10 protein-coding genes and 1 pseudogene are annotated in these 12,162 nt (G+C 50.8%); 9 read left to right on the top strand and 2 right to left on the bottom strand.

Annotated features, from left to right (window positions below; translation table 11 throughout):
• The first annotated feature begins 178 nt into the window (after positions 1-178).
• From paaX to BRO54_RS03890, 8 genes and pseudogenes are all read left to right on the top strand, one after another.
• The gene (gene paaX, locus BRO54_RS03930) at positions 179-1,036 is read left to right on the top strand and encodes a phenylacetic acid degradation operon negative regulatory protein PaaX (RefSeq protein ID WP_074043188.1); all 858 of its coding nucleotides are present in this window, start codon (positions 179-181) and stop codon (positions 1,034-1,036) included.
• A gap of 321 nt (positions 1,037-1,357) precedes the next feature.
• A complete protein-coding gene (locus BRO54_RS03920; RefSeq protein WP_074043186.1) occupies positions 1,358-2,308 on the top strand; it encodes an NAD(P)H-dependent flavin oxidoreductase in 951 nt (316 codons plus the stop codon).
• Between the two features lie 186 nt (positions 2,309-2,494).
• Positions 2,495-3,637, top strand: a complete 1,143-nt coding sequence (locus tag BRO54_RS03915) for a Leu/Phe/Val dehydrogenase (protein ID WP_074043185.1) — start codon at positions 2,495-2,497, stop codon at positions 3,635-3,637.
• A 120-nt stretch (positions 3,638-3,757) separates the two neighbouring features.
• The gene (locus BRO54_RS03910) at positions 3,758-4,771 is read left to right on the top strand and encodes an ABC transporter substrate-binding protein (RefSeq protein ID WP_074043184.1); all 1,014 of its coding nucleotides are present in this window, start codon (positions 3,758-3,760) and stop codon (positions 4,769-4,771) included.
• A gap of 14 nt (positions 4,772-4,785) precedes the next feature.
• The gene (locus BRO54_RS03905) at positions 4,786-5,778 is read left to right on the top strand and encodes an ABC transporter permease (RefSeq protein WP_074043183.1); all 993 of its coding nucleotides are present in this window, start codon (positions 4,786-4,788) and stop codon (positions 5,776-5,778) included.
• Positions 5,753-6,546, top strand: a pseudogene (locus tag BRO54_RS03900) (ABC transporter ATP-binding protein). Before BRO54_RS03905 ends, BRO54_RS03900 begins: the two are co-directional and overlap by 26 nt.
• A 39-nt stretch (positions 6,547-6,585) precedes the next feature.
• Positions 6,586-7,656: a pyruvate dehydrogenase (acetyl-transferring) E1 component subunit alpha gene (pdhA, locus tag BRO54_RS03895; RefSeq protein WP_074043182.1), complete on the top strand. Its 1,071-nt coding sequence runs from the start codon at positions 6,586-6,588 to the stop codon at positions 7,654-7,656.
• A complete protein-coding gene (locus tag BRO54_RS03890; RefSeq protein WP_074043216.1) occupies positions 7,653-8,648 on the top strand; it encodes an alpha-ketoacid dehydrogenase subunit beta in 996 nt (331 codons plus the stop codon). The genes pdhA and BRO54_RS03890 overlap by 4 nt, the downstream gene beginning before the upstream one ends.
• Positions 8,649-9,106: 458 nt before the next feature.
• Here the strand turns inward: BRO54_RS03890 and BRO54_RS03880 are convergent, their stop codons facing one another.
• Both BRO54_RS03880 and BRO54_RS03875 read right to left on the bottom strand, forming a co-directional pair.
• On the bottom strand, positions 9,107-9,628 hold the full coding sequence (locus BRO54_RS03880) for a gamma carbonic anhydrase family protein (protein WP_074043181.1): 522 nt from the start codon (positions 9,626-9,628) through the stop codon (positions 9,107-9,109).
• 155 nt (positions 9,629-9,783) lie between these two features.
• Complete coding sequence (locus tag BRO54_RS03875) at positions 9,784-10,245, bottom strand: hypothetical protein (protein WP_074043180.1); 462 nt, start codon at positions 10,243-10,245, stop codon at positions 9,784-9,786.
• Positions 10,246-10,576: 331 nt separating this feature from the next.
• Here BRO54_RS03875 and BRO54_RS03865 point away from each other — a divergent pair, with 331 nt between their 5' ends.
• Positions 10,577-12,067, top strand: coding sequence for a peptide MFS transporter (locus tag BRO54_RS03865; protein WP_074043179.1), 1,491 nt, complete (start codon positions 10,577-10,579; stop codon positions 12,065-12,067).
• Positions 12,068-12,162: the final 95 nt, after the last annotated feature.

Raw genomic sequence — 12,162 nt, 5'->3', positions numbered from 1 at the left:
CCTAAGTTGATGAAGCTGCCGAAGCTGCGGCCGCATGTTTGCATGCCGTCGAGAGCCGCCTGCTTTTTTAGCGGTGCGGCTCTTTTTTATTCCTTTTGTTTTTTCGTCCGTCTTGCCAGCGTGAGAAAAGTTTGTTACGATTATATTTCGAAAACAAGATAAAGGGAGCCCATTCACAATGAACACACGCTCAATGATCTTTACGATTTACGGCGACTACATCCGCCATTACGGCGGTGAAATTTGGATCGGCAGCTTGATCCGCCTCCTCCGCGAGTTCGGCCATAACGACCAGGCGGTGCGGGCGGCGGTGTCGCGCATGAGCAAACAAGGCTGGATTCGTTCGGAAAAACGCGGCAATAAAAGCTACTATTCGCTCACGGAGCGCGGCGTCAAGCGGATGGAAGAAGCGGCCCGGCGCATTTACAAAACGCGCCCCGAGCATTGGGACGGGAAATGGCGCATTCTCATCTATACGATTCCTGAGGATAAGCGGCATTTGCGCGACGAACTGCGAAAGGAGCTTGTTTGGAGCGGGTTCGGCACGATTTCCAACAGCTGCTGGATTTCACCGAATAATTTGGAGCAACAAGTATACGACTTGATCGACAAGTATGACATCCGCCCGTATGTCGACTTCTTTCTTGCCGAATACGATGGACCGCATACGAATAAGCAGCTTGTGGAAAAGTGCTGGAACTTAGAAGAGATCAACCAAAAATACGAGCAGTTTATTGCGGTCTACAGTCAAAAATATGTGATTGACAAACATAAAATCGAGCGTGGCGAGATGTCGGACGCGGAATGTTTTGTCGAGCGGACGAAGCTCGTCCATGAATACCGAAAATTTTTGTTCATCGACCCCGGCTTGCCGGAAGAGCTGTTGCCGAATGAGTGGATGGGAAGCCATGCCGCCGCCTTGTTCAACGACTATTACCAACAGCTCGCAGCACCGGCCAGCCGTTTCTTTGAAGCGGTGTTTCAGGAAGGGGCAGAGCTTGACAAAAAAGAAGAGGAAGAGATATCGGTGGAATGAACCGGGATGCACGGCGCAACGACAGCTGTGCATCCCGTTTGACGTTCATGGAACGTTCGGTACGGCACCGTGGAAGAAGCATGTTGTCGTCCAAACGATCATCATTGGTGTGGGCGCCCACCAATCGTTGTCGATTTTTCATCGCTGTGGGGCGCGGCGTTGACTTACGGCAGTCTCACTGGTGAAAAATAGGCTTCAAAGGAAATTCATACGGTTTAATTGGTGTTCGTTTTTTCTTCGTTATATAAATCAACCATTCTCATCTTCTAAAAAATATGGTATCGTTTATATATAACGTATTTTTTACGGGGTGTGAACATAATGAATGATGTTTGCCGTTTGCTCGACCTTCGTTATCCGATCATTCAAGGGGGGATGGGCAACATCAGCAACGCCGAGCTGGCGAGCGCCGTATCGGAAGCAGGGGGGCTTGGAACGATCGGAGCCGGAACGATGACGCCCGATGAGGTGGAGGCGCTGATTATCGAAACGAAGCGGCGCACCAACCGTCCGTTTGCTGTGAACATCCCATTGCAGGTGACGCCGCACGCCGCGGAGATCGCCGAACTTGTCATCCGCCATCAAGTGCCGGTTGTTTCTCTTTCAGCTGGCAATCCGGCGCCGTGGATTCCACGTTTTGCGGAACATGGCATCAAGGTGATCGTCGTCGTCGCCTCGGTCAGCCAAGCGAAAAAAGCGGAAGCGGCTGGAGCGGATCTCGTCGTCGCTGAGGGGTATGAGGCGGCGGGAATCAACTCGCCGCTAGAGTTGACAACGATGACGCTCATTCCGCAAGTCGTCAGCGCCGTCCGCATTCCTGTCATCGCTGCCGGCGGCATCGGCGATGGACGCGGCTTGCTTGCCGCGTTGGCTCTCGGCGCCCAAGGGGTGCAGCTCGGCACAAGGCTTGTGGCAACGAAGGAAGCTCCGTTTCATGAAGCGTATAAACGACGGCTTGTCGAGGCAAAGGAAAATGAAACGGTCATTGTCGGCCGTTCGGTCGGGCGCATCCGCCGCGTCATGCGCACGCCGTATGTCGAGAAGCTGCTGGAGTATGAACAGCAAGGCATGCCGATCGAGCAGTTTCAAGAATATACATCGGAGGATCGTCATCGCCGCGGCGCCCTCCTCGGCGATTTCCATGAAGGATTTATCAACGCGGGGCAAATCGCTGGCCTCATCGATGACGTGCCAACGGTGGCCGAGCTGTTTGAACAAATGATGACGGAAGCCAAAACGCAGTGGCAATCATTATCGACACTATTTCGCTGATCGAACGAAGACGCCTGTCAAACGGCGTCTTTTTTTGGCGATGAAAAATTGGTTGGCAGAGGGTTGACACTGACAACGAACATCGTTACTATAAAAATAGTATAACGTTATTTTAACGTAATAATATTTTTTGTTATATTAACTTGAAAACGCTTTCAAGCGGTGAAGCAAAGGAGAGGGGAAGCGATGAATGTCATGCTATCGCCAAACATGTCACAAAGATTGGATTTGTTTTTCCAAATGCGTGAACATGAACAGGTGGTGTTTTGTCTCGATGAAGCGACCGGCCTAAGGGCGATCATCGCCATTCATAGCACGGCTCTTGGGCCGGCGCTCGGCGGCTGTCGGATGCATCCGTATGCCACGACGGAAGAGGCGCTCGCCGATGCGCTTCGGCTGTCGAAAGGGATGACGTATAAATGCTTGGCCGCTGATGTCGATTTTGGCGGCGGCAAAGCGGTGATCATCGGCGACCCGCGCAAAGACAAATCGCCGGAATTGTTTCGTGCTTTCGGTCAGTTCGTGGAGTCATTAGGCGGCCGGTTTTACACGGGCACCGATATGGGGACGACGCCGGACGATTTCGTGCACGCGCTGAAAGAGACGAATTGCATCGTCGGCGTTCCGGAAGCGTATGGCGGAAGCGGCGACTCATCCGTGCCGACCGCTGAGGGCGTTGTTTACGGCATTCAGGCGACGAACGATGTTGTGTTCGGCAGCAAGCACTTGCATGGCAAAACGTATGCGGTGCAAGGGCTCGGAAAAGTCGGAAAAAAAGTGGCGCTTCGTTTGCTTGAAGAAGGGGCGGATCTGTATGTGTGCGATTTGAACGAAGCGGCAGTCAAAGAGGTCGTGGCGTACGGCAAGCAAATCGGGGCGTCCGTCAAGCCGGTGAACGGAACGGATATTTATCGCGTCGAAGCCGATGTGTTCATCCCGTGCGCATTTGGCGGCGTCATCAACGATGAAACGATCGCCGAGCTGCGAGTGAAAGCGGTCGTCGGTTCGGCGAACAATCAGCTGGCTGACAAACGCTACGCCCGTATGTTGAAAGAAAAGGGCATCATGTATGCCCCCGATTATATCGTCAACGCCGGCGGCCTCATTCAAGTGGCCGATGAACTGTACGGAGCGAACAAAGAGCGGGTGTTGGCGAAAACGAAAGCGATTTATGATACGCTGCTCGCCATTTATGCGCGGGCTGAATCGGAAGGAATAACGACGATCGAGGCAGCCGATCAATTTTGCGAAGAGCGGCTCGAGAAACGCAAACGCCGCAATCATTTTTTCACGCACCAAAAGCGGCCGAAGTGGGATATTCGACGTTAATGCCGAGTCTATCCATATGAAAAAAATTATCTGAAAATACGTAATATAATACCTTATTTTTCAATTCAGAGAAAAATCCTTTTGGAAAGCAGCGATCAAAGAGGCGAGGAGGAATCATTCATGAAACAAGCGATCAAACGATTCGCGATACCGATCGTTTTCGGAGTTTTGGCGCTCTCAGGCTGTGGGGGAGAAGAGAAGGCCGCGACGAACGGTGCGAAAGAAGATGGAAAGCAGAAAACGTTTACGATTGGCGTCACCCAAATCATTCAACATCCATCGTTAGATGCTGCCTTCAATGGATTTAAAAAGGCGCTCGAAGACGGGGGATTTAAAGAGGGGAAAAATGTTCGGTACAATATTCAAAATGCCCAAGGCGACATGAACAACAGTCAAACGATCGCCAATAACTTTGTATCGGATGGGGTTGACCTCATTTTTGCCAACTCGACTCCGAGCGCGCAAAGTGCACTCAATGCAACGAAAGACATTCCCATTGTGTTTACATCCGTGACGGATCCGGTGGGCGCCGGTTTAGTTCCATCGATGGATCAGGCGGGGGAAAACATCACGGGAACAACGGACAGCCATCCCGATGCGATTCGCAAAACGATTCAATTCATCGATGAGCAAACGGATGCCAAAACCGTTGGGCTTATTTATAACGCTGGCGAACAAAACTCGTTGGCGCAAATTGAAAAAGTGAAGGAAGCGGCGAAACATACGGATTTGAAGTTGGTGGAAGCCTCCGTTTCGACCACAGCCGAGGTGAAACAGGCGGCAGAGTCGTTAGTTGGCAAGGCAGACGTGTTTTACATCGTTACAGATAATACCGTTGTATCCGCCATTGAATCGGTTGTAAGCGTTGCTAATGAGAAAAAAATCCCTGTTTTTACGGGAGAGCTCGATTCATTAAAACGAGGCTGCTTTGCGGCGTATGGGTTTGATTACTACGATATCGGCTATCAAGCTGGCAAAATGGCGGTTGCTATTTTAAAAGGAGAAGCAAAACCGTCAGAGATCAAACCAGAATATCCAAAAAAATTAAAATTGGTGATCAATAAACAAGCAGCGGAAAAACAAGGAATCAAACTGAAGCCTGAATGGGATCAAATGGCAGAATACATCGAATGAAAGGATGAACGCTTTTGTTGACGGCAATGACAGGAGCAGTTGAATCAGGACTGATTTATGCCATCATGGCATTAGGAGTCTATTTATCGTTTCGTATTTTAGATTTTCCGGATTTAACGGTAGACGGCAGCTTTGTGACAGGAGCTGCTGTAGCGGCGACGTTGATTGTCAACGGGGCCAATCCGTTTGTGGCGACGTGTCTGGCGCTTTTCGTTGGATTCGTTGCCGGGTGTATGACCGGGCTTCTTCATACAGCAGGGAAGGTCAATCCGCTTTTGTCGGGCATTTTAATGATGATTGCGCTTTACTCGATCAATCTTCGCATCATGGGGCGTTCGAATGTACCTCTTTTAAATCAAAAGACCGTCTTTACAACCATTCAAGAATGGGGGACGAAAATCGGACTTGACTCGGCCGCGGCGAAAACATGGGGAATTCTCCTGTCGATGACGTTGCTTGCTCTTTTGTTTAAATGGTTCACAGACTGGTTTTTACAGACGGAAATTGGGCTTGCGATTCGGGCGACGGGCGATAATCCGCGCATGATTCGCAGCCTGTCGGCGAACACCAATTTGCTCATTGTCTTAGGGTTGGGCCTTTCCAATGCCATGGTCGCGTTCTCGGGGGCGCTTGTTGCCCAGTACGGCGCGTTTGCCGATGTCGGGATGGGAATTGGCATGATCATTATCGGTCTGGCTTCTGTCATTATCGGCGAAGCGGTATTTGGAACGAAAACGATCGCGCGAGCCACGCTTGCCGTGATCGGTGGAGCGATCATTTACCGCATTGTTGTGAGTCTCGCTTTGCGCGTCCAATTTCTCGAAACAGGGGATGTGAAGCTCATTACGGCATGCATTGTCATTTTGGCGCTCGTTGTTCCGCAAATGGTTCGTCAACAAAAAGAGAAAAAACGCAAAGAAGAAAAAAGACGGAATCGAGCGCAGGTGATGGCCGTTGCCGCAACGGGAAAGGGTGAGGCGGATGTTGCAGTTAAAAGGGATTTATAAAGTGTTTCATGAGGGAACGCCTGACGAAAAGATCGCGCTCCAAAACATTCATTTAACGCTTCGAAAAGGAGATTTTGTCACTGTTATCGGCAGCAACGGAGCAGGAAAATCAACCTTGATGAATTTGATTTCAGGAGTGTTGTTTCCTGATGAAGGGACGATTTGGATTGACGGTCAAGATGTCACCATGATGCCGGAATACGTCCGCTCCCGCTATATCGGAAGGGTGTTTCAAGATCCGATGGCCGGAACGGCGCCAAACATGACGATTGAGGAGAATTTGGCGATGGCGTATACACGCAATCAAAAGCGCACGCTCCGCCGCGGAGTGACGAAAAAACGGCGCGATGATTTTCGCGAGTTGCTCTCCACCCTTCATCTCGGTTTAGAAAACCGTCTTCAGGCGAAAGTCGGCTTGCTCTCGGGCGGAGAGCGGCAGGCGTTGTCTTTGCTTAGGCGACCTTCACCGAACCTGCCATTTTGCTGCTCGATGAACATACAGCGGCCCTCGATCCAGCCAGAGCGGAGTTGATCACCAACTTAACAAAAGAGATTGTGGAGCGATATCGATTGACGACCTTGATGGTCACCCATAATATGCAGCAGGCCATCGATTTAGGAAACCGCCTCATCATGATGGATAAAGGGCAGATCATTTTCGAAGTGGATGAGAATGAAAAGAAAAGCTTAACGGTAGAAAAGTTACTCGCAGAATTCCAACGCATTCGCGGGGAACAGCTCGTGAGCGATCGTGCGGTATTGAGCTGATCGATCAGCCATTCAAATACCATGGAGAGGAGGAATGGTATGGAACGCGATTTTCCGATTGTGCAAGTATTAAGTGAAGAAGGAACGATTGCGCAGCCTGAATATCGTGAACAAATCACGAAAGAATTGACGATGACGATGTACCGCCATCTGATTCGCACGAGAATGGTTGACCGAAAATGTGTCAGCCTGCAGCGGCAAGGGCGCATCGGGACGTATGTGCCGTACGAAGGGCAAGAGGCGTGTCAAGTCGGAAGCGCGCTTGCACTCAACGACGGTGATTGGATGTTTCCGACCTACCGCGATCATGGGGCGATGATGACGTTCGGCCGTTCCTTAACGCAAACGCTTTTATACTGGAAAGGGAGGACGGAAGGGTGTGTTCCACCTGAGGGGAAAAAAATCGTTCCGCCGAGCGTTCCGATTGCCACGCAACTCCCTCATGCAGCGGGGGCGGCGTGCGCTGAAAAATGGAAGGGGACGAAAAATGCGGTGATTGTGTACTTCGGTGATGGGGCGACATCAGAAGGAGATTTCCATGAGGGATTGAATTTCGCGAGCGTTTTCAACGCGCCTGTCGTCTTTTTCAACCAAAACAACCAATATGCGATTTCCGTTCCGATCACCCGTCAGATGAAGACAAAAACGATCGCGCAAAAAGCGTTGGCGTACGATATTCCCGGCCTTCGCATCGATGGAAATGACGTGTTTGCCGTGTATTTCAAAACAACTGAGGCGCTCGAGCGGGCGAGAAACGGAGGGGGGCCGACGTTAATCGAAGCGGTGACATGGCGTTATGGCGCCCATACGACGTCCGATGACCCGTCCAGATACCGCGACCAGGAGGAAAGCAAGAAACGGCGCGAAACAACCGATCCGATTAAGCGGGTCGAGCGGTTGATGCAGCGGGAAGGCTGGTGGGATGAAGAATGGGTGAATCAAGTGCAAGAGGAAGTGAACGCAGAAATCGAGCAGGCGGTTGTGGAAATGGAGAGCTATCCAAAAGCGAATGTATCTGACATGTTTGACTTTGTGTTCGCCCAACCGACATGGACGATTGCGGAGCAGAAAGAAGCGTATCTTCAGTGGAAGCGGGGGATGGAAAGGTGATCACCAAAGTAGGCGTCAAATCGCTCACCATCGTGCAAGCGGTCAATGATGCGCTTCGTACCATGCTAAAAGAGCGTGAAGATGTCATCCTGCTCGGGGAAGATATTGGAAAAAATGGTGGTGTGTTTCGCGCCACCGAAGGATTGCTGGAGGAATTTGGCGAGGAGAGGGTGATGGACACGCCGTTAAGCGAGGCAGGATTTACTGGTGCAGCGATTGGAATGGCGCTTGGTGGATTTCGTCCTGTCGTAGAAATTCAGTTTTTAGGTTTTATCTATCCAGCCTATGAACAAATCATGACCCATGCGGCACGCATGCGTGCGCGGACGAGAGGGCATTTTACCGTGCCCTTGGTCATTCGCGCCCCGTACGGCGCAGGCGTGCGAGCCCCGGAAATTCATTCGGACAGCACGGAAGCGCTGTTTACCCATATGCCAGGCATTAAAGTCGTCTGTCCCGCGTCGCCGTATGACGCCAAAGGGTTGCTCATCGCCGCGATTGAAGACCCGGACCCTGTTCTCTTCTTAGAACCGATGCGCAGTTATCGTGCGTTTCGCGAAGACGTTCCGGAAGGAAAATATACGATTGAAATTGGCAAAGGGAAAAAACTACGTGAAGGGGACGACGTGACCGTCATTGCATGGGGAGCCATGGTGCCGGTCGCCATAAAGGCGGCGGAAGAAGCGAAGAAAAAAGGGATTTATGCCGATGTCATCGACTTGCGTACGCTTTACCCGCTTGACAAGGACATCATCGCCGAGTCGGTGCAAAAGACAGGGAGAACCGTGATCGTTCAGGAAGCGCATGCGACTGGCGGATTGGCCAATGACATTCTCGCTGTCATCAACGATACTTCGTTTTTCTATCAAAAAGCGCCGGCCGAACGGGTGACGGGATTTGACGTTCCTGTGCCGTTTTTCGCCTACGAAGACGATTATTTGCCAACGCCAGCGCGCGTTTTGCATGCCATTGAAAAAGTGATGAATTTCTAGCGGCGCGAGAGGAAGACATGAAATTCCCTTTTTGTCCGCACCCAAGCAGCGACGAAAGTTTGTTAGAAGCGGTAGAAGCATTGAGATCAGGAATCATTCATCTTTTGTCAATGAAACAGAAAGCAAGTTCGGAAAACACCGCCTCGCCGCATTGAAACGGTTTTTCGAGTGTGGAAGATGATTGTACAAAACGCGGATGAATCATAAACGAAGAGCCATGCCCTCTGGCTGGCTCTTTTTCTTTTAACGATAAGCTGTACGAACAGATGGCCGCGAATATCGTTTTTTCGTGCGACCATCTGTTCTCTGATGATTTTGTTTTGATCATCTCGCGCCGAGAAGCCCCCCACTTGAAGTGGGCGGGGATGGCTTGGTTGACAGCCTGCCGTGGGGCGGGTGTTCCCAAGAATCTCCCACCTCTAAGCGTTAGCGTAGGTGGGAGAGCGTTCAAGGCGTTATTACCGATGATTGGCCAGCTGTTCGCGATACTCTTTTCCTTTTTGCACGTATGTATCAATCGACAGCTGGATGAGCTCAAGGTCTTTGTCCGTCAGCTCACGCACCACTTTTCCGGGCGATCCGATGACAAGGGAGCGGGGCGGAATCTTTTTGCCGGACGGAATTAACGTGTTGGCGCCGATGATGCATTCTTCGCCGATTTCGGCCCCATCCAAAATCGTCGATCCCATGCCGATGATCGAGCGTTGGCGGATCGTACAACCATGAAGGATCACATTATGCCCGACCGTCACTTCATCTTCAACAACGAGCGGCGACCCTTCGTACAAATGGCAGGTCGTATTGTCTTGAATGCTCGTTCGTGCGCCGATCGTAATCGGCCCTTCATCGCCGCGCAGCACGGCATTGAACCAAATGGTCGATTCCGGACCGACGGTGACGTCTCCGATCAAATAGGCTCCCGGGGCAATGAATGCGGTTTCATGAACATTCGGACGTTTTCCGTTATACGGGTATAGCATCCCCACATCCCCCTTCATTTTATGTGTCATGATAAGTATAACACATTTTGCACGGGGGAGAAAATGGACGGAATGAACAATGTCTTTTCCCATCATCAATAAGCATAGATTCATGCACAATGCCTCGCGGAGCGAAAGCGGCAATGAGGCGGGCATCAGCCTTTGAGGGCAAGGCGAAGATCTGAAATTGCCGCTTCATGTTCAAGCGACCGGCGGCATAACATATCGATGATCCGCTCTTGGCGCAGCAATAGTTGCATTTGTTGCTCTTGATTTTGCTCAAGCCGTTTCACGATCGCATCGATTTCCCGAATGGCTTGATGAACAGCGGCAAATCCCTTCGCCATGTCGGCTTTGATTTCATTCAACTCCGCTTTTGTCGCCATATTCGCTTTCATGTCCTCAAGTTCTTGCTTGGTCGCCATATTGGCTTTGATATTTTCAAGCTCCTGCTTGGTGGCCATGTTGGCTTTGATGTGTTCGAGTTCTTCTTTGGTGGCCATGCGGGTTTTGATGTCTTCGAGCTCCTGTTTGGTGGCCATATTGGCCTTCATCTCTGCCATTTCCTGCTGCATGATTTCGAGCTTGTCCAAAATAAGATGCCACGGCTCGCTCATGGGCAACATCCTTTCCTAATCGTCAATAAGATAAGGGAATTGCGGTGGACACAAAGATGTAGATGAGATGGAAAAGAGGAAATGGTGTTGTGGGGAAACGATGATTCCCTGCCATTGATTATACATGATCAACGAAAAGCGGAAAAGGGTTTTTCCTATAACGAAGAAAACGGAAAGGGAGAAAATTTTTTCAGAATTTTTATTTAAATAATATTTTTTCTTAATATTGTTGTTTTATGATCTTTAATCATGAATCATACAAAATTTTTTTGACAATATAAACATAATGAATTATTATATTAAAAGAATTTAAAGGAGGTAGGTAGTGGTTATGGCATCCATCGACAAGCAACAAATCGCTGCCAGCGTTCCCCAGCGCGGCTTTTTCGGCCATCCGAAAGGGCTGTTTACGCTCTTTTTCACCGAGTTTTGGGAGCGCTTTTCGTACTACGGCATGCGCGCCATTTTAGTGTACTACATGTATTACGAAGTATCGAAAGGCGGGCTCGGGCTTGATGAGCATCTGGCGCTCGCGATTATGTCGATTTATGGGGCGCTTGTGTACATGTCCGGAATCATTGGCGGCTGGCTTGCCGACCGGGTGTTCGGCACGTCGCGCGCGGTCTTTTACGGCGGCCTTCTCATTATGGCTGGTCATATCGCCCTGGCGATTCCGGGCGGGGTGGCGGCGCTGTTTGTGTCGATGGCGCTCATCGTCCTGGGAACCGGGTTGTTGAAACCAAACGTCTCAAGCATTGTCGGCGATATGTACAAGCCTGGCGATGATCGCCGCGACGCCGGATTTAGCATTTTTTACATGGGGATTAACCTTGGCGCCTTTTTGGCTCCGCTTGTTGTCGGCACCGCGGGGATGAAGTACAACTTCCACCTCGGCTTCGGACTTGCGGCTGTCGGGATGTTTCTCGGGCTTGTCGTGTTTGTGGCGACAAGAAAGAAAAATCTCGGGTTGGCGGGAACGTACGTGCCCAACCCGCTGACGCCGGCAGAAAAGAAAAAAGCGGCTGCGATCATGGCCGTGGGAGCGGTCGTGATTGCCGTGCTGCTAGCAATCTTGATTCCGAACGGTTGGTTTACTGTGGAAACGTTTATTTCCCTTGTCGGCATCTTAGGAATCATCATCCCGATCATCTATTTTGTCGTCATGTACCGCAGCCCGAAAACGACGGCGGAGGAGCGGTCGCGCGTGATCGCTTACATTCCGTTGTTCGTCGCTTCAGCGATGTTTTGGGCGATTCAAGAACAAGGATCGACGATTTTGGCGAACTATGCGGACAAGCGGACGCAGTTGGATGTAGCAGGCATCCACTTGTCGCCTGCATGGTTCCAGTCGCTGAACCCGCTATTTATCATCATTTTGGCTCCGGTGTTCGCATGGATGTGGGTGAAGCTCGGCAAACGGCAGCCGACGATCCCGCAAAAATTCGCGCTTGGTTTGTTGTTCGCCGGCCTGTCGTTCATCGTCATTCTCGTGCCGGGCTATTTGAGCGGCGGGGAGCTCGTCCATCCGATTTGGCTTGTGTTAAGCTATTTCATCGTCGTGCTTGGTGAACTTTGCCTGTCGCCGGTCGGTCTGTCGGCGACGACGAAACTTGCCCCTGCGGCCTTCTCAGCGCAAACGATGAGCCTTTGGTTTTTATCGAACGCCGCCGCGCAAGCGATCAACGCCCAACTTGTCCGTTTTTACACGCCGGAAACCGAAACGGCCTATTTCGGCACGATCGGCGGTGCGGCGCTTGTACTAAGCATCCTTTTATTCGCGCTGGCGCCAAGCATTCAGCGGTTGATGAAGGGCGTTCGTTAATAAGGGAAAACGGATGATCAAAAAGGTTGTAAACTGGTGATAGGATGCTCTGCGTTGGCAGGGCGTCTTTTTTTATTTAAAAAATATTTACATAA

Source organism: Geobacillus proteiniphilus, assembly GCF_001908025.1.
GTDB lineage: Bacteria > Bacillota > Bacilli > Bacillales > Anoxybacillaceae > Geobacillus > Geobacillus proteiniphilus.
This window is presented reverse-complemented; position numbering and strand designations above follow the sequence as displayed.

Coding starts and splice junctions, on each gene's coding strand:
- paaX (WP_074043188.1), top strand. CDS start 179: ATGAACACACGCTCAATGATCTTTACGATTTACGGCGACTACATCCGC.
- BRO54_RS03920 (WP_074043186.1), top strand. CDS start 1,358: ATGAATGATGTTTGCCGTTTGCTCGACCTTCGTTATCCGATCATTCAA.
- BRO54_RS03915 (WP_074043185.1), top strand. CDS start 2,495: ATGAATGTCATGCTATCGCCAAACATGTCACAAAGATTGGATTTGTTT.
- BRO54_RS03910 (WP_074043184.1), top strand. CDS start 3,758: ATGAAACAAGCGATCAAACGATTCGCGATACCGATCGTTTTCGGAGTT.
- pdhA (WP_074043182.1), top strand. CDS start 6,586: ATGGAACGCGATTTTCCGATTGTGCAAGTATTAAGTGAAGAAGGAACG.
- BRO54_RS03880 (WP_074043181.1), bottom strand. CDS start 9,628: ATGCTATACCCGTATAACGGAAAACGTCCGAATGTTCATGAAACCGCA.
- BRO54_RS03875 (WP_074043180.1), bottom strand. CDS start 10,245: ATGAGCGAGCCGTGGCATCTTATTTTGGACAAGCTCGAAATCATGCAG.
- BRO54_RS03865 (WP_074043179.1), top strand. CDS start 10,577: ATGGCATCCATCGACAAGCAACAAATCGCTGCCAGCGTTCCCCAGCGC.